Origin of the sequence: Roseateles rivi, from assembly GCF_043555845.1 — a bacterium.
Classification (GTDB): domain Bacteria; phylum Pseudomonadota; class Gammaproteobacteria; order Burkholderiales; family Burkholderiaceae_C; genus Roseateles; species Roseateles rivi.
Window position 1 is genome coordinate 222,704 of record NZ_JBIGHZ010000004.1, and the last position, 20,999, is coordinate 243,702.

16 protein-coding genes are annotated in these 20,999 nt (G+C 67.6%); 13 read left to right on the forward strand and 3 right to left on the reverse strand.

The genetic code is table 11. The features are described 5' to 3' along the window. Positions 1-219 precede the first annotated feature (219 nt). The 7 genes from ACG0Z6_RS11175 to ACG0Z6_RS11205 all read left to right on the forward strand — a co-directional run bounded on the left by ACG0Z6_RS11175 (position 220) and on the right by ACG0Z6_RS11205 (position 8,306). Positions 220-1,440 (forward strand): alpha/beta hydrolase family protein, encoded by a 1,221-nt coding sequence (locus ACG0Z6_RS11175; RefSeq protein WP_394461377.1) that lies wholly within the window; start codon positions 220-222, stop codon positions 1,438-1,440. Beyond that, positions 1,437-2,756, forward strand: a complete 1,320-nt coding sequence (bioA, locus tag ACG0Z6_RS11180) for an adenosylmethionine--8-amino-7-oxononanoate transaminase (protein WP_394461379.1) — start codon at positions 1,437-1,439, stop codon at positions 2,754-2,756. The genes ACG0Z6_RS11175 and bioA overlap by 4 nt, the downstream gene beginning before the upstream one ends. After that, positions 2,746-3,966, forward strand: a complete 1,221-nt coding sequence (gene bioF / locus ACG0Z6_RS11185; RefSeq protein WP_394461381.1) for an 8-amino-7-oxononanoate synthase — start codon at positions 2,746-2,748, stop codon at positions 3,964-3,966. The genes bioA and bioF overlap by 11 nt, the downstream gene beginning before the upstream one ends. Then, positions 3,963-4,673: a dethiobiotin synthase gene (bioD, locus tag ACG0Z6_RS11190; protein WP_394461383.1), complete on the forward strand. Its 711-nt coding sequence runs from the start codon at positions 3,963-3,965 to the stop codon at positions 4,671-4,673. The genes bioF and bioD overlap by 4 nt, the downstream gene beginning before the upstream one ends. Then, entirely contained in the window at positions 4,670-5,770 is a 1,101-nt protein-coding gene (gene bioB / locus ACG0Z6_RS11195; protein WP_394461385.1) for a biotin synthase BioB, read from the forward strand. Before bioD ends, bioB begins: the two co-directional genes overlap by 4 nt. Before the next feature lie 75 nt (positions 5,771-5,845). Continuing rightward, the gene (locus ACG0Z6_RS11200; RefSeq protein WP_394461387.1) at positions 5,846-7,747 is read left to right on the forward strand and encodes a hypothetical protein; all 1,902 of its coding nucleotides are present in this window, start codon (positions 5,846-5,848) and stop codon (positions 7,745-7,747) included. Between the two features lie 112 nt (positions 7,748-7,859). After that, on the forward strand, positions 7,860-8,306 hold the full coding sequence (locus ACG0Z6_RS11205) for a hypothetical protein (RefSeq protein ID WP_394461389.1): 447 nt from the start codon (positions 7,860-7,862) through the stop codon (positions 8,304-8,306). Positions 8,307-8,401: 95 nt separating this feature from the next. On the opposite strand, the gene ACG0Z6_RS11210 is transcribed toward ACG0Z6_RS11205, so the two are convergent. Then, positions 8,402-8,692 (reverse strand): hypothetical protein, encoded by a 291-nt coding sequence (locus ACG0Z6_RS11210; RefSeq protein WP_394461392.1) that lies wholly within the window; start codon positions 8,690-8,692, stop codon positions 8,402-8,404. Between the two features lie 458 nt (positions 8,693-9,150). Between ACG0Z6_RS11210 and ACG0Z6_RS11215 the strand changes: the two genes are divergently transcribed. The 5 genes from ACG0Z6_RS11215 to ACG0Z6_RS11235 all read left to right on the forward strand — a co-directional run bounded on the left by ACG0Z6_RS11215 (position 9,151) and on the right by ACG0Z6_RS11235 (position 15,132). Further along, positions 9,151-10,065 (forward strand): dihydrodipicolinate synthase family protein, encoded by a 915-nt coding sequence (locus ACG0Z6_RS11215; protein ID WP_394461394.1) that lies wholly within the window; start codon positions 9,151-9,153, stop codon positions 10,063-10,065. 11 nt (positions 10,066-10,076) lie between these two features. Further along, entirely contained in the window at positions 10,077-11,027 is a 951-nt protein-coding gene (locus ACG0Z6_RS11220; RefSeq protein ID WP_394461945.1) for a 4-hydroxyproline epimerase, read from the forward strand. Positions 11,028-11,044: 17 nt separating this feature from the next. Next, positions 11,045-12,157, forward strand: coding sequence for an NAD(P)/FAD-dependent oxidoreductase (locus tag ACG0Z6_RS11225; protein WP_394461395.1), 1,113 nt, complete (start codon positions 11,045-11,047; stop codon positions 12,155-12,157). Next, positions 12,154-13,719, forward strand: coding sequence for an FAD-dependent oxidoreductase (locus ACG0Z6_RS11230; RefSeq protein WP_394461397.1), 1,566 nt, complete (start codon positions 12,154-12,156; stop codon positions 13,717-13,719). Before ACG0Z6_RS11225 ends, ACG0Z6_RS11230 begins: the two co-directional genes overlap by 4 nt. 432 nt (positions 13,720-14,151) lie before the next feature. After that, a complete protein-coding gene (locus ACG0Z6_RS11235) occupies positions 14,152-15,132 on the forward strand; it encodes a hypothetical protein (protein WP_394461400.1) in 981 nt (326 codons plus the stop codon). 82 nt (positions 15,133-15,214) lie between these two features. On the opposite strand, the gene icmF is transcribed toward ACG0Z6_RS11235, so the two are convergent. Both icmF and ACG0Z6_RS11245 read right to left on the reverse strand, forming a co-directional pair. Further along, complete coding sequence (icmF, locus tag ACG0Z6_RS11240; RefSeq protein ID WP_394461402.1) at positions 15,215-18,499, reverse strand: fused isobutyryl-CoA mutase/GTPase IcmF; 3,285 nt, start codon at positions 18,497-18,499, stop codon at positions 15,215-15,217. A 120-nt stretch (positions 18,500-18,619) separates the two neighbouring features. Next, entirely contained in the window at positions 18,620-19,999 is a 1,380-nt protein-coding gene (locus ACG0Z6_RS11245; RefSeq protein WP_394461404.1) for a cytochrome P450, read from the reverse strand. Positions 20,000-20,136: 137 nt separating this feature from the next. Here ACG0Z6_RS11245 and ACG0Z6_RS11250 point away from each other — a divergent pair, with 137 nt between their 5' ends. Further along, complete coding sequence (locus ACG0Z6_RS11250) at positions 20,137-20,994, forward strand: helix-turn-helix domain-containing protein (RefSeq protein WP_394461407.1); 858 nt, start codon at positions 20,137-20,139, stop codon at positions 20,992-20,994. Positions 20,995-20,999: the final 5 nt, after the last annotated feature.

The following is a 20,999-nucleotide window of genomic DNA, read 5'->3' on the forward strand; positions in this document are numbered from 1 at the left end:
CCGACTTTCACCGCCTAGAATGTTTTGAAAGCCCAAAGAGGCCGTCAAAGGGTGGTGTTGATCTGAGCTAAGCACGCTGCGAGCTGCAGCGCAGGGCCGTGGTGGAGGCGGCTGCTGCAAGGCGATGCGCACGGCACAAGATTGTCGTGATGTCGCCGTTCCGAAGACAAGAACGGGAGCCCCGAGGCCTCAAGGCCCTGGGGTCGCAAGGGAGGGGTCATGTTGCTGCGTCGCTTGCTGCGATGGGGCTTGCTGTGCGGAATTTTGGCGGGCGGCACAGCGGCTTTAGCTGATACCGAGCGGTCCCGCGAGTCGCAGTTGCTCAACGAGATGCGTGAGTCCGTGGAGCGGGTGCCTGTGCAAGTGCAGGATGCGCTGGGCCGCACGGTTGACGGCGTCTTGGCGGTGACCGTGTTTCGCCCTCCGGGGGCGGGGCCATTTCCGTTGGTGCTCATCAACCACGGGCGCGACGCCGAGCGGCGCGAGAAGTACCCACGCCTGCGCTTTGAATCTGCCGCCCGCTACTTCCTGCGCAAAGGGTTTGCCGTGGCCGTGCCGATGCGTTTGGGCTATGGCGAGCTGGCTGCGGTGGGCGACCCCGAGTCCTCCTTGACCTGCACGCGCCCGCGCTATGTGCAAGCGGCGGTGGCGGCTGGGCGCCAAGTGCAGGCCGTGGTGGCGCAGCTCGCGCGCGCTGCGGATATCGACGCCAGCCGCGTGGTGTTGGTGGGGCAATCGGTGGGGGGCTTGGCCACCCTGGCGGCCACGGCCATGGGTGTGCCGGGCCAGGTTGCAGCCATTGCCTTTTCGCCCGGGCACGGTGGGCGCCCCGACCTCAGCCCTGGCTACCCCTGCGACGAACCCGAGTTGCGCGAACTCTTTGCCGGTATGGGGCGGCGCGCCGCCAAACTGCCCCGCGCGGTTCCCAGCTTGTGGCTGCACACTGAAAACGATCGCTATTTTTCGCCCACGCTGGCGCAAGGCTGGGCCCAGGCCTACCGTGCGGCCGGTGCGCCGATGCAGCAGCAGGTGCTGCCCGCGTTCAGCGACGATGGCCACCGTCTCTTCGTGGCGGGCAACGACATCTGGCAGCCCTTGGTGGATGAGTTTTTGCACCCGCTGGGCTTTGGGCGCGCGGGCGCGCTGATGCCCCCGCTGGACCTCTACCGTGCGGCCGCCCAATACCCTCCCGCCCTCGAAGGCCCGCTGCTGCAGGCCTATCAGCGGTTTTTGAGCGGCAAGGCGCCGCGTGCCTTTGCCATGGGTGCTGGAGGGCGCTGGGGCATTGCGTGGGGGGATGACGCCAAGTCGCGCGCCTTGGCCCATTGCAATGGCAATATGGCGGCCGATTGCCGCCTCTATGCGGTGGACGACGCGCTGGTGCAGGGCGAGGACCGTGTGGCCCCGGCCTTGGCGCACATCAACCCCGGATTCCCATGAACTTGCTCCCTCCCGACACGCCCAAGGACTGGCCGCAGCGCAGCCTGGCGGCTGTTTGGCACCCCTGCACGCAAATGGCGCGAGCCCAGCAGGTGCCGCCCCTGCCCATGGCGCGCGGCCAAGGCCCTTGGCTGTTTGACTACGAAGGGCGGCGCTATTTCGACGCCAACAGCTCCTGGTGGGTGAACCTCTTTGGCCACAGTGATGCGGCGCTGAACGAGGCCATCAAGGCCCAGCTCGACACCTTGCCCCACGTCATGCTGGCGGGCTGCACCCATGCCCCGGCCGTGCGCTTGGCCGAGCGGCTCAGTGCGCGCACCGGCGGCGCGCTGGGCCATGTGTTTTTTGGCAGCGATGGCGCCAGTGCGGTGGAAATCGCGCTCAAGCAAAGCTTTCACAGCTGGAAGAACCTGGGCCAGCTGCAGCGCCGCGAGTTTGTATGCCTGCAAAACGGCTATCACGGCGAAACCATTGGGGCGCTGGCCGTGACGGACGTGCAAATCTTCCGCGACGCCTACGACCCGCTGCTGATGCGCGCCCACATCGCGCCCAGCCCCGATGCGCGGCTGGACAACGAGGCGCAAGCCCTGCAGGCCATGCGCGAGCTGCTGCAGGAACACCACGAGCGCGTGGCCGCCGTGATTGTGGAGCCCCTGGTGCAAGGCGCGGCGGGCATGGTCATGCACAGCGCGGCCTATCTGCGCGGCCTGCGTGCGCTCACGCGTGAATTTGGCGTGCACCTCATTGCTGACGAAATTGCCGTGGGCTGCGGGCGCAGCGGGCGCTTCTTGGCTTGGGAGCACACCGAGCCAGCTTCCCCGGCCGACTGGCCGGATTTCATCTTGCTCTCCAAAGGCATCACCGGCGGCACTTTGCCGCTGTCGCTGGTGCTCAGCACCGAGGCCGTGTTCCAGGCGTTTTGGAGCCAGGACGTGGCGCGCGGCTTTTTGCACTCGCACTCCTACACCGGCAATGCGCTGGCCTGCGCGGCGGCCAACGCCGTGCTGGACCGCTTTGACGCCGGGCTGGTGGCGGCGCTGGCCGACCAAGCTGCGGCGCTGTCGCAGGCCTTTGAGCCGCTGCGCAGCCACCCGCGCGTGGCGCACTGGCGCCAGTGCGGCATGATGCTGGCCTTTGATGTGCGCGACGCTGCGGCGGGCTTTGCCGAACGCTTCCACCTGGCTGCACGCGCGCATGAGCTGCTGATCCGCCCCATTGGCGCCACGGTTTACGTGATGCCGCCTTATGTGATCGATGTGGCCACCGCCGACTGGCTGGCGCAGGCGGTGAGCCGGACTTTGAACGATGTTGCTTGAGCATGTGCAAGGCAAGCTGGACGCCCTGGCGGCCCAGAGCCTGACCCGATTCCTGCGTTGCGCCGATTCCGGCACCGCCCCACGCCAACGCGTGCGCGGCCCCGATGGCGTCAGCCGCGAGCTGCTGATGTTTTGCAGCAATGACTACCTGGGCCTGGCCGCGCACCCGCAGCTGCGCCAGGCCCTGATCGAAGGCGCACAGCGCTGGGGCGGCGGCTCGGGGGCTTCGCCCCTGGTCAGCGGCCACAGCGCCGCGCACGAGGCCGTGGCCCACACCCTGGCGCAGTGGTACGCCCCGCACATCCCGCAGGCGCGGGCGCTGGGCTTTTGCACCGGCTACATGGCCAATCTGGCCGTGGTCACGGCCTTGGGCGACGCCGAGGCCGAGCTGTTTTGCGAAAGCCTCAACCACGCCTCCTTGATCGACGGCGCACGCCTGGCGCGCGCCAAAGTCAGCCGCTACCCGCACGCCGATGTGGCGCAGCTCGACGCACAGCTGGCCGCCAGCAGCGCCAAGATCAAGCTCATCGTCACCGACGCGGTGTTCAGCATGGACGGCGAGATCGCGCCGCTGCCGCAGCTGCTGGCCCTGGCCGAGCAGCACGACGCCTGGCTCATCGTGGACGACGCGCACGGCTTTGGCGTGCTGGGCCAGCACGGGCGCGGCGCGCTGGAGCACTTTGGCCTGTGCAGCCCGCGCATCATCCTGGTGGGCACGCTGGGCAAAGCCGCCGGCCTGGCCGGGGCCTTTGTGGTGGCGCACGACACCATCCTGGAATACCTGCTGCAGTCGGCCCGCAACTACATCTTCTCCACCGCCTCGCCCCCGGCGCTGGAGCACGCCTTGCTCAGCGCGCTGGCGCTGATTGAAGGCGAGGCGGGCCAGCAGGGCCGCGCCCAGCTCCAGGCACGCCAAGCCCAGCTCAAGGCTGGCATGGCCGCACTGCTGGCGCGCCACCGCCGCCTGGGCTGGTATTTGATTGATTCCGACACCCCCGTGCAGCCCCTGGTGGTGGGCGGCAATGCCGAGGTCATGCAGCTGGCCGCGCGGCTGGAGCAAGCGGGCATACGCGTGCCCGGCATACGCCCGCCCACGGTGGCGCCGGGCACGGCGCGGCTGCGCATCACGCTGTGCGCCGCCCACACCGAGGCCGACGTGCAGCAGCTGCTGGACGAGCTCGCCGCCGCCGCACAGGAGGCAGCGGCATGAAGGGGCTGTTCATCACCGGCACCGACACCGAAATCGGCAAGACCTGCATCACGGCCGCGCTCACCCATGCACTGCAAAACGCTGGTGCGCGCGTGGTGCCCATCAAGCCGCTGGCTGCGGGTCAGACGCAGGACGAGCACGGCCAGTGGGTCAACGAGGACGTGGCCCAGCTGCACGCCGCCCAAAACGCGGGCTTGAGCCTGGCGCAAGTGGGCCCGCTGCAGCTGCGCGAGGCCTGCGCCCCGCACATTGCGGCGCGGCTGGAGGGCCAGACGCTGGAGCGCGAGGCCGTGCTGAGCGCCATACGCGCCAGCAGCCAGCTCGGCGAGTTGGCCCTGGTGGAAGGCGTGGGCGGCTTTCGCGTGCCGCTCAACGAGCACTACGACACCGCCGACCTGGCGCAGGACTTGGCCTTGCCCGTGCTGCTGGTGGTGGGCCTGCGCCTGGGCTGCATCAACCACGCACTGCTCACCGCCGAGGCGCTGCGCGCGCGCGGTTTGCGCCTGCTGGGCTGGGTGGCCAACACGGTTGATCCGGCGCAAACCCATGTAGGGGACAATATCGCCGCACTCCACGCCCGACTGGGGGCGCCGCTGTGGGGCCATATCCCCCGCTTGGAGGCGCCCACACCGGCGGCCGTGGCCGCCCATTTCGCGATGCCCGCTGCTGACTTGTTGCAGCAGCTGCGCTCAGCCCAGACCGTATGACCATGAAGCAGACCACCAACCAGATCCAGTCGCTCACGCCCACCACCGACGCCCAGCGCCGCAACGCCAAGCCCTGGACGGTCAACGAGGTGGCCGCTTTGTTCGAGCTGCCTTTCAACGACTTGATCTTCCGCGCCCAACAGGTGCACCGCGAGAATTTCGACGCCAACGCCATCCAGCTCTCCACGCTGCTGTCCATCAAAACCGGCGGCTGTGAAGAGGACTGCAAGTACTGCCCGCAGTCGGCGCATTTCGACACCGGGCTCAAGGCTGAAAAACTCATCCCGCTGCAAGAAGTGCTGGAAGCCGCGCGTGCGGCCAAGGCCAATGGCGCCACGCGCTTTTGCATGGGTGCGGCCTGGCGCGCGCCCAAGGAGCGCCACATCGAAGCCATTGGCGAGATGGTCTCTGAGGTCAAGGCCCTGGGCCTGGAAACCTGCCTGACCGCGGGCATGCTGGCCGACGGCCAGGCCGAGCAGCTCAAGCAAGCGGGGCTGGACTACTACAACCACAACCTCGACACCTCGCCGGAGTTCTACGGCCAGATCATCACCACGCGCACCTACCAAGACCGGCTCGACACGCTGGACCGCGTGCGCGGCGTGGGCCTCAAGGTGTGCTCGGGCGGCATTGTGGGCATGGGCGAAACGCGCCGTCAGCGCGCCGGGCTCATCGTGCAGCTGGCCAATCTGGAGCCTTACCCCGAGAGCGTGCCCATCAACAACCTGGTGCAGGTCGAAGGCACGCCGCTGGCGGGCGCGCAGCCGCTGGACCCCTTCGAGTTCATCCGCACGGTGGCGGTGGCACGCATCTGCATGCCGCGCGCCATGGTGCGCCTCTCGGCCGGGCGCGAGGACATGCCCGAGACCATGCAAGCCCTGTGCTTCCTGGCCGGTGCCAACAGCATGTTCTACGGCGACAAGCTGCTCACCACCACCAACCCGCAGGCTGAAAAAGACCGCGCGCTGCTGCAGCGCCTGGGCATGCACTGCGCCACCGAGGAAGAGCTCTCCGGCTCCGCAGGCCGCGAAGCCAAGATCCAGCTCAACGCCACGACCGAAGCCGAACCCGAGCCCAAGGTCTGCCGCGCGCATTGAGCGCTGCTGCGCCCCCGCAGCCCATGCCCTAGCGCTGGGCTCGGGTAAGCGCCGCGCCCCTCAAGCGCGGGCGCGATGACGACGACAACCCCTGCAGGCGTGCCCGGTGCTGTATTGGGCCGCCAGGCTTGCGCCAGAGCGGGCCAAGGGGTGGTGGCCATGGTGGTTTGGGGCAAGAGGCTAGGGCGGCTCGCCGCGCTCGTGTGTGGGGCGGCAGCCCTGGGTGCCTGGTGTGAGGCCAGCGCCGCGCCTGCGGTGGCGCCCGTGCTCATCGAGCTGGCCTGGCAGGCCGGCCCCGAACCCCGCCTGCTGCTGAGCTACACCCCACCGCCGGGCGTGCGCACCCTGCGCCTGCCCAACGACAGCGCTGCCGCGCGCGAAGTCTGGCGCGAGTGGGTGCGTCCCGCCGACGCCTGCAGCCGCTGGAACGCCGCCGACAGCCAGCTGGAGCTGCAAGCGCCTTGCAGCGCTGCGCGCTTCACCGTGGAGCCGCGCCTGCTCATGCGCCCGGCCGTCTACCAGGCTGCCCAACCCCTGGGCGAGGGTGGCGCGCAAGGCGTGCTGCTGCACACCGGTTTTTGGGTCGCCGCCGCACCCGGAGCTGGCCTGCGCTGGCGCTGGTTGCCGCCCGCAGGGGAGGGCGCCCTGGTGCTGCAGCGCGGCCGTGTGCACCGCGCCGAGGCCGTGCAGGGCGCGGTTGAAGAGCTCATTCCCGCCGCTGCGGTCGACGCCTTGCTCAGCCACCCCGAAGAAAGCGCCCACTGGCGTGCGGCCGGGGCGGCGCAGTACGTGGCGCTGGGCCGCCTGCAGCTTCAAACCTTTGATGCGGGCGTGCTGCTGCACGACGACCAAGTCGACCCCGCGCGCCGCCAGGCCGTTCTGGCCAGCCTGCAGCAAGCCGCCAAAGCTCTGCAGCAGGCCTACGGCCAGCCCTTGCGCGAGCCCGCCGCCGTGGTGCTCACCGCCGCTGCGCCACCGGGCTTTCAGGCCGATGTGAGCGACGGCCACATCATGCGCCTGCGCCTGCCCCTGGACCCCCAGCACCTGGCTTTGCAAGAGCTGCAGCGCTACCTGCTGCACGAGGCCACGCACTGGTGGAATATGGGCCTCTACCGCAGCGACGACCGCTACCCCTGGCTGCACGAAGGCCACGCCGAATGGGCCTCGCTGCTGCTCATGCAACAAGCCGCTGCCCTGAGCCCGCAAGCCCTGCTGCGCTTTCTGGACGAAGCCCTCAACCGCTGCCTGGTGCGCCGCGCCGAACACGCGGCCGCCACCCTGGCCCAGGGCTACCACGCTCACGAAGACCCCTATGCCTGCGGCCTGGTGCTCATGCTCGGCGCCCAGCTGCAGCGCGCTGCAGGCCGCCCGCGCGCGCCCGGCTGGGCCTGGGCCGACCTGGCCACGCTGCACCGCCAGGCTCCCAGCAGCGGCGTGAGCCAGGCCGACTTCGCCCGCTGGGCCGACCTCGGCGCCGCCACCGGCCCCATGCAGCAACTGCTGGGCTCAAACCAACAAGGCTTTGCCCAAGGCTTCACCGCCCTCATGAAACCCTGGCTGCAGGCCCAAGACCTCAGCCCCAGCGACGACGCCCAACTCCCCTGGGCCTTGCGCGAACTGCTGGCCCTGGACCTGGCCAAGCAACTGCTGAGTGCCTCCTGCGAGGGCGAACTGCCCCTGCAAGCCACCCCCGGCGGCCTGCTCCTGCCCCGCCGCATGCGCTGCCAACGCCTGCTGCCAGGCCAATTCATCGTGCGCCTGCAAGGCATTCACCTGCTGGACCAACCCCTGGCCGCCGCCCAAGCCGTGCGCCAAGCCTGCGCCACCGGCCAAACCCTGCGCGCCGGCCAAGGCATCCACGAAAGCCCCCTGCAATGCCCCACCACCTGGACCGACCCGCCCGTGCGCCAGCTCTGGCATTGGCGGCCTGAGGTGGTGCAGGGGGTGGGTTTGATGGGGGCGAGTCAAAGCGACTAGGTGGCGCCTGCGACTTTGATGGAAGAGACCAGTGCGCCTGCATGGGCCAAGCCCTTGGCGGCGCTAGCATGAGCGCCACGGCGGCATCAGGCCGCGCAGGCATGGCTTTGACATGAAACTCAACTTCACCAAGGGCTTGGGCAAATTTGATGTGCTGGAGCTGCAGCGCCCAGGCGTGGCGCCGCAGCGTATTGAGTGCCCCAAGCAGCGCATCATTCCGCACGACATGGTGCATTACGCCGTGGAGCACACCCTGGCGGCGCGGGGATTTCTGGGCCGCATCAAAGACGGCGAAGCGGCCAGTTTTCAGATGCACAGCCAAGCGCAGAGCGACGGCGTGGAGCGTCTGGTGGAGGTGATTCAGGGCGACGCCTGGAGCGGTGCCAGCGCCAGCGCGCAGGACTTGATCGCGATGTACCACCTGACCTGTGAGGCGCGCGGCTGCCCACCGCTGGCGGTGGACGCCGCGGCCCTGAATGCCGTGCGCGCGGCCATGGCCGAGCTCACCCAGGCCTGGGACGCTGTGCCCGTGGGCGGTGTGTTGGCGCTGGAGCTCTAAGCCACCGGCCGCGGTTCAAGCCGATGCGAGGAAGCAGTGGGGTCTGCGCCCGCGCATCGGCTCGTGCTGTGGAGGGGTCAATACCAACATGGGGCTCAGATGCGGTTCGGTTGGGCTTTGGCGGCCATGTTGAGGGTGGGGGCCGCCAAGCTGCGGCCTTGCACCACCACGCGGGGCAGGTAGAGAGCCTGCTGCGTGCTGGCCAGCGACTTGCCGTACACCACCACGCGGGGCAGGGTGATGGCCTGCTGGCTGGCGGCGATGGACTTGCCCGTGACCACCACGCGCGGCAGGTGCTCTGCTGGTTGGCTTTGGGCCTGGGCCAGCAGGGGGCTGCAAAGGGTCAGGGCCAGGGTGCTGAGGGCTTGAATCAGGCGGGTGTTCATGGTGGGCTCCGTTGCGGTTTGGGGTGAAATTTGCTGTCGATGGAGTCAGTATCGGCAGCGCACCCGCCCCGCACCATGTGCAGGCGACGAGATGCAAATTCCGCCGCATGAACTGCCAGCTCAAGGGGTCAACGGTGGGGCCCTTGGTGGCAAGCGCCAAACGCGCTGGTTGCTGCTCAAAACCCCTTGTTCAAGGGGTGGTGGGTGCGCGCTGGTCGGGTGACATTTTTTGGGTGCGCCAAATCCTTCCTGGTGTCAGGCAGTGCCTTTCGCCTGAATGCTGTGATTGTGGGTTTTGCGTGAAATGCCATGATCTGACCCCCTAAGTGCGGTGTGGGCGGTGCTTTTGTCGTGGCGGTGGCGCGGCGCTTTGTAGAGAATCCTTGATTAACTCTGCGATGCCACGGCGTTGCATGGCGTGTGCGCTCTGTGCTGCGCCAAGGACTGGAGAACTTTTGATGTTGAAGTCTGATTTGCGTGGCGTGTTTCCCGCGGTGACCACCAAGTTCCACGCTGACGAGCGCATCGATGCCGAAGGCACGGCGCGCCACATTGACTTCCAGATTCGCAACGGCATCCACGGTCTGGTGACCTGCGGTTCCTTGGGCGAAGCCAGCACGCTGTCGCTGGAAGAAAAAGTGGAAGTGGCGCGCATCGCGCTGAAAGCCGCCGAGGGCCGTGTGCCGGTGCTGGCCAATGTGTCGGAGACCTCCACGCGCGAGGCGCTGCGCTATGTGAAGGCCTGCAACGACATCGGCGTGGCGGGCTACATGCTCATGCCCGCGGTCATGTACCCCGGCGATGCGCGCGAGTCCATGCAGCATGTGCGCACCGTCTGCGAGGCTGCGGCGCGCCCGGTCATGCTCTACAACAACCCCGTGGCCTACCGCGTGGACCTGCTGCCCCAGCACATGCAGGAGCTGGCGGACTGCGAATGGCTGTGGGCCATCAAGGAAAGCAGTGGAGACATCCGCCGCATCACCGATTTGCGCAACACCGTGGGCGACCGCTACCAGCTCTTCATCGGCGTGGACGACCTCGCCTACGAAGCGCTGACGCTGGGGGCTGATGGCGTGCTGGCGGGCGTGGGCTGCGCCTTCCCGCGCGAAACCGTGGCGCTGTACGAGCTGGTGCAGTCGGGCGACTTTGACGAAGCCCTCAAGCTCTACCGCTGGATGACGCCCATGCTGCACCTGGACGTGTCCACCAAGCTGGTGCAAAACCTCAAGCTCATCGACGCCCTGGTGGGTGTGGGCAGCGAGCATGTGCGCGCCCCGCGCCTGCCGCTGGTGGGCCAGGAGCGCGAGCGCGTGGAGCGCATCGTGCGCCAGGCCCTGGCCACGCGGCCTGTGGCCTACCAGTCCCGGCCGTGAGCGGCCACGCCATGCAGCGCATCGAGGTCATCGACAGCCACACCGGGGGCGAGCCCACACGCCTGGTGGTGGCGGGTTTTCCTGACCTGGGCACGGGCAGCATGGCGCAGCGCCGCGCGCTGCTGGCGCAGCAGCACGACGCCTGGCGCCGCGCCACGGTGCTGGAGCCGCGCGGCAGCGACGTGGTGGTGGGCGCGCTCCTGTGCGCCCCCGAAAACCCCGCCCATGCGGCGGGCGTGATCTTCTTCAACAACGAAGGCTATCTGGGCATGTGCGGCCACGGCACCATGGGTGTGGTGGCCTCGCTGGCTTATCTGGGGCGCCTGGGCTGCGGCGAACACACCCTGGAAACGCCCGTGGGCCCCGTGCGCTGCACCCTGCACGAAGACGGCAGCGTGAGCGTGCGCAATGTGCCGGCCTACCGGCTGCACGCTGACGTGGCACTGCGCCTGCCCAGCGGGCAGACCGTGCATGGCGATGTGGCCTGGGGCGGCAACTGGTTCTTTTTGTGCAGCGACCACGGCCAGCGCGTGGGCCGCGCCCATGTGGCCGAACTCACTGCCTATTGCTTGCAGCTGCGCCAGGCGCTGCGCGAGCAGGGCGTGTGCGGGGCCGATGGCGCCGAGATCGACCACATCGAACTCTTCGCGCCGCCGCAAGGCGACGAAGACCAGGCCGCCGACAGCCGCAACTTCGTGCTGTGCCCCGGCGGTGCTTATGACCGCTCCCCCTGCGGCACCGGCACCAGCGCCAAGCTGGCCTGTCTGGCCGCGCGCGGCAGCCTGGCGCCGCAGCAGCGCTGGTGCCAGGCCAGCGTCATCGGCAGCTGTTTTGAGGCCTGGTACGAGACCCACGAGCAGCCGGGCTGGGTGGTGCCCACGCTGCGTGGCCGTGCCCATGTGTGCGCCCAAGCGCAGCTGCTCATCGACCCCACCGACCGTTTGGGTTGGGGCATTGTTTGAAGCACTCGGAGCCCCGTTTGCGCGGCAGTCCTGAAGTGGTGGTGATTGGCGCGGGCATTGTGGGTGCCGCCTGCGCACGTGCCCTGGCCGCACAGGGGCGTGAGGTGCTGGTGCTGGACGCGCGCCTGGGTGCGGCCACCGACGCTGGCATGGGCCACCTGGTGGCGCTGGACGACAACCCAGCCGAGCTGGCCCTGTGCAGCTACGGCCTGCGGCTTTGGCATGAGCTGGCCCCGCAACTCGACGCCTCCTGTGCCTGGAACCGTTGCGGCACGCTGTGGATGGCCGCGGACGATGTGGAACTGGCCTGGGCCCACACCAAGGCGCAGCGCCTGCGCGAGGCCGGCGTGCCCTGCCAATGGCTGGACGCCAAAGCCCTGGCTGAGGCCGAACCTGCTTTGCGCCCCGGCCTGGTGGGCGCCTTGCGCGTGTCCGGTGACGCCACCGTCTACGCCCCGCGCGTGGCGCACTGGCTGCTGGCGCAAGAGCCCCGGCGCCTGCAGTTTTCACAAGAAGAAGTGCTGGCCCTGCCTGAGGATGGCAGCGTGCGCACACAACTCCACTGCTACCGCCCACTGCATATCGTGCTGGCCGCGGGCGTGCACGCCACGCGCCTGTGCCCCGAGCTGCCCGTGGTGCCTAAAAAAGGCCTGCTGGTGGTGACCGACCGCTACCCCGGCCACGTCCATCACCAGCTGGTGGAGCTGGGCTATATGGCCAGCGCCCACCAGCGCAGCGGTGCCTCGGTGGCTGTCAACGTGCAGCCGCGCCCCACCGGGCAGCTGCTCATTGGCTCCACACGCCAGTACGACAGCCAGGACGCCAGCGTGGACCCCGCTTTGCTGGCCCAGCTGCTGCGCCGCGCCATCAGCTATCTGCCGGGCTTGGCCGGTGCCTGCGCGCTGCGCAGCTGGAGCGGCCTGCGCCCGGCCACGCCAGACGGCCTGCCCCTGATTGGCCGCCACCCCCAGCGCGCGCGCTTGTGGTTGGCCGTGGGGCATGAGGGGCATGGGGTCACCACCGCCTTGTCCACGGCCGAGCAGCTGGCCGCACTCATGGCCGGAGCCAGCCCGCCGCTCAAGCAGGCCGACTACGCCTGGCGCAGCTTCAACTCGGAACTGGACGCATGAGCCCTCCCACGTCGCGCCAGGTCAGCCCGGTGATGCTGCAGCTCCACCTCAATGGCAAACCGCGTCAGTCGCCGCTCTGCGCCCAGCTCGGCGCCATGCTGGCACAGCTGCCGCCCGCGCAAATGCGCAGCTCGGTGCGTGGGCAGCCCAGGGCACCGCTGTGTGGCATGGGCGTCTGCCAGGAGTGCCGGGTGCAAGTCAATGGCCAGCAAGCCCTGGCCTGCCAGACGCTTTGCGCCCCCGATCAATCCATCAACACCCGAACGGCCCTGCTGGATTCCAACGCCGAGCCCCAGGCGCTGGCTGAGGCTCAGGACTGCGAGCTGCTCATCATCGGTACCGGCCCGGCGGGCCTGCACGCGGCCCTGGCCGCCGCGCCCAGCGGCATGCGCATCACGCTGCTGGACGACAACCCCGCCGCTGGCGGCCAGATCTGGCGCCAGGGCAGGGAGGTGGCGCCACCGCTGGCCAGGCTGCTGGACGAACTGGGCCGCCACGCCAATGTGCGCTGGTTGCAAGGCCTGCGCGTGGTGGGCCGCGCCGGTGCCCAAGCCCTGCTGGTGGAAGGCGCTGAGCAAGGCTATGTCTTGCACTACCAACGCCTGGTGCTGTGCACGGGCGCACGCGAACTGCTGCTGCCTTTTCCCGGATGGACCCTGCCGGGCGTGACTGGTGCGGGCGCTTTGCAAGCCCTCATCAAGGGCGGGCTGCCGGTGCGCGGGCAGCGCATCGTGCTGGCTGGCAGCGGGCCGCTGCTGCTGGCCGCAGCCGCCACCGCGCGCGCTGCCGGTGCGCGCGTGCAGCTGATTGCCGAACAAGCGCCGTGGGCCGCGCTGCGCGAATTTGGCGCGGGCCTGTGGCGCCACCCCGCCAAAGCCTGGCAGGCGCTGCGCCTGCTGCAGTCTGGCTACCAGGCCGACACCCTGGTGCGCGAGGCCCATGGCACGCTGCAGCTCGAGGCCGTGACGGTGGAGCGCCAAGGGCGCCTGGAATTCATGCCCTGCGAGCGCCTGGCCTGCGGCTTTGGTCTGGTGCCCAATGTCGAGCTGGGACAGCTGCTGGGCTGCACCCTGGCCGAACACGGCGGGCTGCACACCGACGCCCAACTCCAAACCAGCGTGCCCCACATCTGGGCCGCAGGCGAATGCACGGGCCACAGCGGCGCCGAACTGGCCGCTGCGCAGGGGCAGCTGGCCGGGCTGAGCGCGGCCGGAGTGAGCCAGCCTCAGGACCAAGCCGCGCGCCTGCAGCGGCGCCTGCAACAGGGCCTGGCCTGGTCGCAACGGGTGCGCGAGCACTTTGCCCTGAGCGACGCCGTGCGCCAACTCGCACGCAGCAACACCTTGCTGTGCCGCTGCGAGGACGTGCCACTCTCCGCCGTCTTGCCCTTTGACGACTGGATCAGCGCCAAGCTGCAAACCCGCTGCGGCATGGGCGCCTGCCAAGGCCGCATCTGCGGGGCCGCCGCACGCACCCTGCTGGGCTGGCAAGTCCCCGCCCCCCGCCAACTGCTAGGCCCCGTGCGGCTCTCCACTCTGGCCTCGGTGCCGCCTCAGGAGTAAGAGCGCCGAGGGCGCTGATCGAGCGCACCACTCAGGCATCCAGCGGTCGCCCAAACGCCACGCCTTGGATCCGCCCGCCTTGATTGGCGCGCAGGTGGCCGATGCGGGCAACAGTTCAGAAACCTTCGAACACATGCATGCGTCCGGCTGGGTATTGGGCGATTGGCATGCCGTCAGCTGAACCACGGGCCGGGTTCATGACCTCCCGGCTCTTGACGGGCAACGAATTTTTCAAGGCCGACTTATTGCGCTTGACTCACGCGATGCCATTCACGGACTTGCGTCGCGTGGAGCGCCAGTGCGCCCAAGCCATTTTGGCGTGCGATAGATGGATTTTGTGTGCGAAGCTGCAATTTACAAGGGTAAATACCCACGCCAGCAATGGCTGTAAATGAGAATAATTATCAACAAAGAAGTATTTTAAATATATCTGTGAAATATATTTCACGCGTTTTGGTGGCAGGTGCTGTGCTGTATCTTGCAGTTCAATATGCGCAGCAACCCGCGACAACCCCGCAGGGACAATCCCCGGTTCATGCTGCCAAGCCCGCGGCCAATCAAACAAGCAGCCCAGAGGGTCAAACTGCCAGGTCAATGATCCCGGCGTCAGCGCCCACCCCTCAGGCCATTGCCGCCTCAGAGCCGCTATTGGGCACAAGGCTGGCTTACGGCATGGACTCATTCACACCTCAAGAGGCGCTGGTGGTCGGCAACAGGCTGCTGAGCTGCGAACGCGTGACGCAGAATGCGCAATTGGAACTCGCCAACGCAGGCGTTTTGTCGGAGCCCGTGAGGCAGCAGATGGCGCGGCGCCACCATCAAGAACTCGTGGCCTGCCAAAGTGTTCAAGGTGACGCTCAGGCACTTGGCCAGGCTCTGATGGTGCGGGCTTTTCGTGGTGGTCAGGCCGGCGCTGCGGTGATCTTGATGACCCTGCACGAGCCATTTCCTGGCAAACCGTCCGACGCCGAATTGGTGGCGCAAGCTAGAAAAGACCTGTGGAGCGGTGACCTGATGACCGCCTCCCAAGCGCTCTTGCATAGAGAGCGCAAGCTGCAAGAAGGTCGGCGTGTGACAGGTCCTGGCGTGACGCAAAGTCTTGATGAGTCCTTGCAGTTGGCGGCCGCATTGGTTCAGGCAGCTGCGTTGAGCGCCGACGCCACGGTGCTCCAGCGACAGCGGCAGTACGCGCTCGACTACGCTTGGGCTCTTTGGCGTCATCAATACAAGCCCGACATGGACGATGAGGCCTTAAGGCGCACTCGCGCACTCGCTGGCACGACAGTGTGGCCACCTGGCTTGCCGAACCCGATGAACACTTCGGCACGCGCATCGATCGAAACTTTGGCGCAAGCCCAAGCCCGAAATGCTGCCGACTTTGTGCGCCAGTGGAATTCACTGGACGCGCAGTAGCCACTTCCACCACCGTCTCTTCCTTGCGCCCGGTGGTCAGAACGGGGGCGCCGTACTCAGCCCCCAGGCGTCCAGCCCCGTTTTACATACTCCGCCGATACTGCCCCCCCACCTCAAACAGCGCGGAGGTGATTTGGCCCAGTGAGCATACGCGCACGGCGTCCATCAGGACTTCGAAGACGTTGCCGTTGTCGATCACGGCTTGCTGCAGGCGCTTGAGGGCGGCGGGGCTGTGTTCGGCGTGGCGGGCGTGGAAGTCGGCCAGGCGTTGCAGCTGGCTTTGCTTTTCTTCGTCGGTGGAGCGCGCCAGTTCGATGTGCTCGGGCACGGGGTCGCCGTGGGGGTTGCGGAAGGTGTTGACGCCGATGATGGGGTACTCGCCGGTGTGCTTGAGCATCTCGTAGTGCATGGATTCTTCTTGAATCTTGCTGCGCTGGTAGCCCGTTTCCATGGCGCCCAGCACGCCGCCGCGGTCGGCCAGGCGTTCGAATTCGGTGAGCACGGCTTCTTCCACCAGCTCGGTGAGCTCTTCAATGATGAAGGCGCCTTGGTTGGGGTTTTCGTTTTTGGCCAGGCCCCATTCGCGGTTGATGACGAGCTGGATGGCCATGGCGCGGCGCACACTTTCTTCGGTGGGCGTGGTGATGGCTTCGTCGTAGGCGTTGGTGTGCAGGCTGTTGCAGTTGTCGTAGATGGCAATCAGCGCTTGCAGCGTGGTGCGGATGTCGTTGAAGGCGATCTCTTGCGCGTGCAGGCTGCGGCCCGAGGTTTGGATGTGGTACTTGAGCTTTTGGCTGCGCTCGTTGGCGCCGTATTTGTCGCGCATGGCCACGGCCCAGATGCGGCGCGCCACGCGGCCCAGCACGGTGTACTCGGGGTCCATGCCGTTGCTGAAGAAGAAGCTGAGGTTGGGCGCGAAGTCGTCGATGTGCATGCCGCGCGCCAGGTAGGACTCCACGAAGGTGAAGCCGTTGGAGAGCGTCATGGCCAGCTGGCTGATGGGGTTGGCCCCGGCTTCGGCGATGTGGTAGCCGCTGATGGAGACGGAGTAGAAGTTGCGCACCTGGTGGTGCACGAAGTACTCGGCGATGTCGCCCATCACTTTGAGCGAGAACTCGGTGGAGAAGATGCAGGTGTTCTGGCCCTGGTCTTCTTTCAGGATGTCGGCCTGCACGGTGCCGCGCACATTTTTTTGCACCCAGTCTTTGATCTTGGCGGCTTCGTCGGCGGTGGGTTCGCGGCCGTTGTCGCTGACGAACTTGCTCAGCTGCTGGTCGATGGCCGTGTTCATGAACATGGCCAGGATGGTGGGCGCGGGGCCATTGATGGTCATGGACACGCTGGTGGAGGGGCTGCAGAGGTCAAAGCCGTCGTACAGCACCTTCATGTCGTCCAGCGTGGCAATGGACACGCCGGAGTTGCCCACCTTGCCGTAGATGTCGGGGCGCGGTGCGGGGTCGGCGCCGTAGAGCGTGACGGAGTCAAACGCGGTGGAGAGGCGCTTGGCGGGCATGCCCTCAGACACCAGCTTGAAGCGGCGGTTGGTGCGAAAGGCGTCGCCCTCGCCAGCGAACATGCGGGTGGGGTCTTCGCCCTCGCGCTTGAAGGCAAACACGCCGGCGGTGAAGGGGAAGGAGCCGGGCACGTTGTCCAGCATCAGCCACTTGAGCAGCTCGCCATGGCACTCGTAGGGCGGCAGCGCCACTTTGCGGATCTTGGTGCCCGAGAGGCTGGTGTGGATGAGCCCGGTGCGGATTTCCTTGTCGCGGATCTTCACCACGTATTCATCGCCCGCATAGGCCTGCTGCATGGCGGGCCACTGGGTCAGCAGCTGGCGCGCGTCGGCGTCCTGGCGTGCCTGGCGCTGCTCGATGAGGGGGGTGAGCGCGCCAGCGGGCTCGTCGTTGCCGCACTGGCCCAGCATGTGCTGGCTGGCGCGCAGCTGCTGCAGCTCGCGTGCCAGCGTGGCCTGGGCGCGCACGCGGCGCTTGTAGCCGCGCACGGCGTCGGAAATCTCGGCCAGGTAGCGGCTGCGTGCGGGCGGCACGATGGGCGTTTGGTGCGTGCTGTGGCGGGTGTTCACTGCGGGCAGTGCACCGGCCGAGAGGGCCAGGCCCAGTTCGATCAGGCGCGGCTTGAGGGCTTGGTAGAGCGCAGTCACGCCGTCGTCGTTGAAGCGGCTGGCCATGGTGCCAAAGACGGGCATGTCCTCGGGCTTGGTGGTGAAGGCTTCGCGGTTGCGCTGCACTTGCTTGGCCACGTCGCGCAGCGCGTCCAGCGCGCCTTTGCGGTCGAACTTGTTGATGGCCACGAACTCGGCAAAGTCCAGCATGTCGATTTTTTCGAGCTGGCTGGCCGCACCGAACTCGGGCGTCATGACGTAGAGCGGCACGTCCACGTGCGGCACGATGGCCGCGTCGCCCTGGCCGATGCCCGAGGTCTCGACGATGATGAGGTCAAAGCCTGCCGCCTTGGCCGCGGCAATGCAGTCGGGCAGGGCCTGGCTGATTTCGTTGCCGTAGTCGCGCGTGGCCAGGCTGCGCATGAAGACCCTGGGGCCCGTGGACCACTCGCTGATGGCGTTCATGCGGATGCGGTCGCCCAGCAGCGCGCCACCGCTCTTGCGCCGCGAGGGGTCGATGGAGATCAGCGCCACGCGCAGCTGGTCGCTCTGGTCCAGGCGCAGGCGGCGTATGAGCTCGTCGGTCAGGCTGCTCTTGCCCGCGCCGCCCGTGCCGGTGATGCCCAGCACCGGGGTGTGGGCCTGCGCTGCGCGCTCGCGCATTTGGGCGATCAGCGCGGGGTCGGCCTCGCCGTTTTCCACGGCCGTGAGCCACTGCGCCAGGGCGCGCCAGGCGGCGTCGCTGTGGCCGCCAATGGCGTTCAGGTCGGTGGGGGCGTAGCTGGAGAGGGAGCGGTCACAGCGCATGACCATCTCGCCAATCATGCCCTGCAGGCCCATGCGCTGGCCGTCTTCGGGGCTGTAGATGCGCACGCCGTGCTCGGCCAGGTCGCGGATCTCGGCGGGCACGATCACGCCGCCGCCGCCGCCAAACACCTGGATGTGCGCGCCGCCGCGTTCCTTGAGCAGCTGCACCATGTACTTGAAGTACTCCACATGCCCGCCCTGGTAGGAGCTGATGGCAATGCCCTGGGCGTCTTCTTGCAAGGCGGCGGTGACGACTTCGTCCACCGAGCGGTTGTGGCCGAGGTGGATGACCTCGGCGCCCATGCTCTGCAAGATGCGGCGCATGATGTTGATGGCCGCGTCGTGCCCATCGAACAAACTCGCGGCGGTGACAAAACGCACCTTGTGCGTGGGACGGTAGTTGGCGAGGGCTTTGAATTCGGCGGACAAGTCAGTCATCGGTCACTCCAGGCGGGCAGCTGCGGACGATTCTAGGCCCCGGTTGACGTTTACGTAAACGTAAGTTTCCCGGATTTCAGGGGGCGGGGGCGGCGCGCAGCGGCAGGGCGTGCCGAGCGCTCACGCCCGCGGATGCAGCAGCAACTTCAGGGAGGCTTGCGGGCGCAGCGTGACGTTGAGTGCCGGCTGGGGGGTGGGTTCGGCTGGCAGCGGGCGCAGCTCAAAGCGCAGCAGCAGCGCCGCGGCAACGAGTGTCATCTCCAGCATGGCGAAGTGCTGGCCCAGGCAGGAACGTGGCCCGGCACCAAAGGGCAGGTAGGCGCCGCGTGGCGGCTCGCTGTGGCCCATGCCCGGCATGAAGCGCTGCGGCAGGAAGGCCTGCGGCGCCTGCCACCAGCGCGGGTCGCGGTGCAGCAGCCAGGGCGTGACGCGCAGCAAGGCACCACGGCGCAGGGTGTGGCCGCCCAGTTCGATATCGGCCTTGAGGCGGCGCGCAAACAGCACGGGTACTGGCGGGTACAGGCGCATGGCCTCTTTGAGAGAGGCGCTGAGCCAGGGTAGGCGCGGCAGCGTCGCGGCGCTGGGCGCAGCTGCGCCGAGCACCTCGCACAGCTCACGGTGCACCTGCGCCTGAGCCTCGGGGTTTGCGGCCATGCACCACGCCCACCAGGTCAGGGCACTGGCGGTGGTTTCATGTCCGGCCAAAAAGGAAGTCATGCATTCATCGCGCAGGGCCTCAAGGCTCAAGCTTTGGTCCTGTTCGTCGCGCAGGGCCATCAGCCAGTCCAGCAAATCGCCTTTTTCAGTGCCGGTGTACTGCTGGCGCAGCTGCAGCGCTGAGCGCACCAGCCCATCGAGCTGCCCCAGCGCCTGGCGTTGACGTCGCCGCCAGGGCAGCCACTGCGGTGGGGCAAAAGGCCAGAAGAAGTCCCGCATGCCTTGTACGCTGATGTGGTGCACGGCGGCGGAGGCCGCCTCCGGGGTGCCCTCATAGTCGCCGCTGAAGAGAGCGTCGAGGATGATCTCCATGGTCAGCCGCGTCACCCACTGTTCAAAGTCCACGCCGCCCGGCTCCAGGGTTTGCACGGCGCGCTCGCAAGCGTGGTTGATGGCGCCACACAAGCCCTCCACGCGCCGTGGCGCAAAGCCCGCTTGCATGAGGCGGCGCCGCTGCTGCCAGACCTCGCCTTCGGACACGATGACGCTGTTGCCATGCGCCTGGCGAAAGACCTCGATGCCGCGCTCCCAGCGCACCAGGTGCGCGGCATGCCCGACCATCAGCTCGCGCACCAAGGCCGGGTGGTGCACGTCCCAGGTCGACTCATGCAACACGCGGCAATAGACCAAATCGCCCAGGCTCAGACGCTGCTGCGCAGCACCCAAATAGTCGCGGTGCATGTCAAGAAAAGTGCGCCAGCCCATCCAGCCGTTTTGTAGCCGCGCGGCGTGGAAAGGAGGGCGACTGTCGGGGGGGAGGCCATCCGAGGCAAGTGTGCTCATGGCGAGTCAGTGGGTTGTGTTCTGGCCACTTTGTGGGGCGGGCTTGCGCGCCGTATTGAAGCCTAGCGACATCAGCGCCCACCCGATTGCAGGGGGTGACGCTGCGGAGAACGGGCGCTTGCCTACACTGGTTTTCAATGAAAGTTGATCTGCATCCTGACACCGTATCGCGCCTGATGGTGCCCAGCCTGACGTTGGGGGGCTGTGTTCAGGCCTATCTGTGGCGCGACACTGCGCGCGCTGACGGCTTGACCGAGGCCCAGCGCCACACTCACTTTCCGGCCACCTCGTACTGCGGTATTGCCTGGACGCTGCAAGGCCAGAGCTGGCAGCTGGGGCCCGAGGGCCAGTGGCAGCCCTTGGCCTCGCGGGTGTATGTGGCGGGCCCGCGCACAAGGCCGGTTCGCTTTGTGGCCGAGGGGGGCTTGCGCATGTTCACGGCGGTGTTCAGCCCCGATGCCTTGCATGCGCTCACCGGCATTTCATTGCCGGAGCTGGTGGATGTGCATCTCACCGATGCAGCGCTGCCCGGGCCGGAGTGGGCCGCGCTGAACCGCGCCATGCTCAGCGCCAACGATGAAGCCCATTGCCAACAGCTGTTGGAGGCCTTTCTTGTGCCGCGCTGGCGCAACCATTGCGCTGCCCAGGGCCTGAACTTCCCCTACCGGGATTGGGCACAGAACCTGGCGTTGCGCGCGGTGGCCTCGGGCCGTGGGGAGAGCCTGCGGCAGCTGGAGCGGCGCTTCAAGCGCTGGGCTGGGCAGTCGCCCCGGGTGTTGCGCCAGCTGCTGCGCGGCGAGCAGATGTTCTCCGACATGCGCCGCGCCATGACCGAGGGCGAGGTGGTGTGGAGCGCAGTGGCGCAAGACCATGGCTATGCCGATCAGGCCCATTTGTGCCGCGAGACACGGCGCATCACGGGCTTTAGCCCGGAGCAGCTGCGCTTGGGCATCTCGCATGAAGAGGCGTTCTGGGCCTACCGGATTTGGCGCTGAGGTGT

Excerpts from the sequence above, each read along its gene's own strand:
- ACG0Z6_RS11175 (WP_394461377.1), top strand. The coding sequence starts at position 220 with ATGTTGCTGCGTCGCTTGCTGCGATGGGGCTTGCTGTGCGGAATTTTG.
- bioA (WP_394461379.1), top strand. The coding sequence starts at position 1,437 with ATGAACTTGCTCCCTCCCGACACGCCCAAGGACTGGCCGCAGCGCAGC.
- bioF (WP_394461381.1), top strand. The coding sequence starts at position 2,746 with ATGTTGCTTGAGCATGTGCAAGGCAAGCTGGACGCCCTGGCGGCCCAG.
- bioD (WP_394461383.1), top strand. The coding sequence starts at position 3,963 with ATGAAGGGGCTGTTCATCACCGGCACCGACACCGAAATCGGCAAGACC.
- bioB (WP_394461385.1), top strand. The coding sequence starts at position 4,670 with ATGACCATGAAGCAGACCACCAACCAGATCCAGTCGCTCACGCCCACC.
- ACG0Z6_RS11200 (WP_394461387.1), top strand. The coding sequence starts at position 5,846 with ATGACGACGACAACCCCTGCAGGCGTGCCCGGTGCTGTATTGGGCCGC.
- ACG0Z6_RS11205 (WP_394461389.1), top strand. The coding sequence starts at position 7,860 with ATGAAACTCAACTTCACCAAGGGCTTGGGCAAATTTGATGTGCTGGAG.
- ACG0Z6_RS11210 (WP_394461392.1), bottom strand. The coding sequence starts at position 8,692 with ATGAACACCCGCCTGATTCAAGCCCTCAGCACCCTGGCCCTGACCCTT.
- ACG0Z6_RS11215 (WP_394461394.1), top strand. The coding sequence starts at position 9,151 with ATGTTGAAGTCTGATTTGCGTGGCGTGTTTCCCGCGGTGACCACCAAG.
- ACG0Z6_RS11220 (WP_394461945.1), top strand. The coding sequence starts at position 10,077 with ATGCAGCGCATCGAGGTCATCGACAGCCACACCGGGGGCGAGCCCACA.
- ACG0Z6_RS11230 (WP_394461397.1), top strand. The coding sequence starts at position 12,154 with ATGAGCCCTCCCACGTCGCGCCAGGTCAGCCCGGTGATGCTGCAGCTC.
- icmF (WP_394461402.1), bottom strand. The coding sequence starts at position 18,499 with ATGACTGACTTGTCCGCCGAATTCAAAGCCCTCGCCAACTACCGTCCC.
- ACG0Z6_RS11245 (WP_394461404.1), bottom strand. The coding sequence starts at position 19,999 with ATGAGCACACTTGCCTCGGATGGCCTCCCCCCCGACAGTCGCCCTCCT.
- ACG0Z6_RS11250 (WP_394461407.1), top strand. The coding sequence starts at position 20,137 with ATGAAAGTTGATCTGCATCCTGACACCGTATCGCGCCTGATGGTGCCC.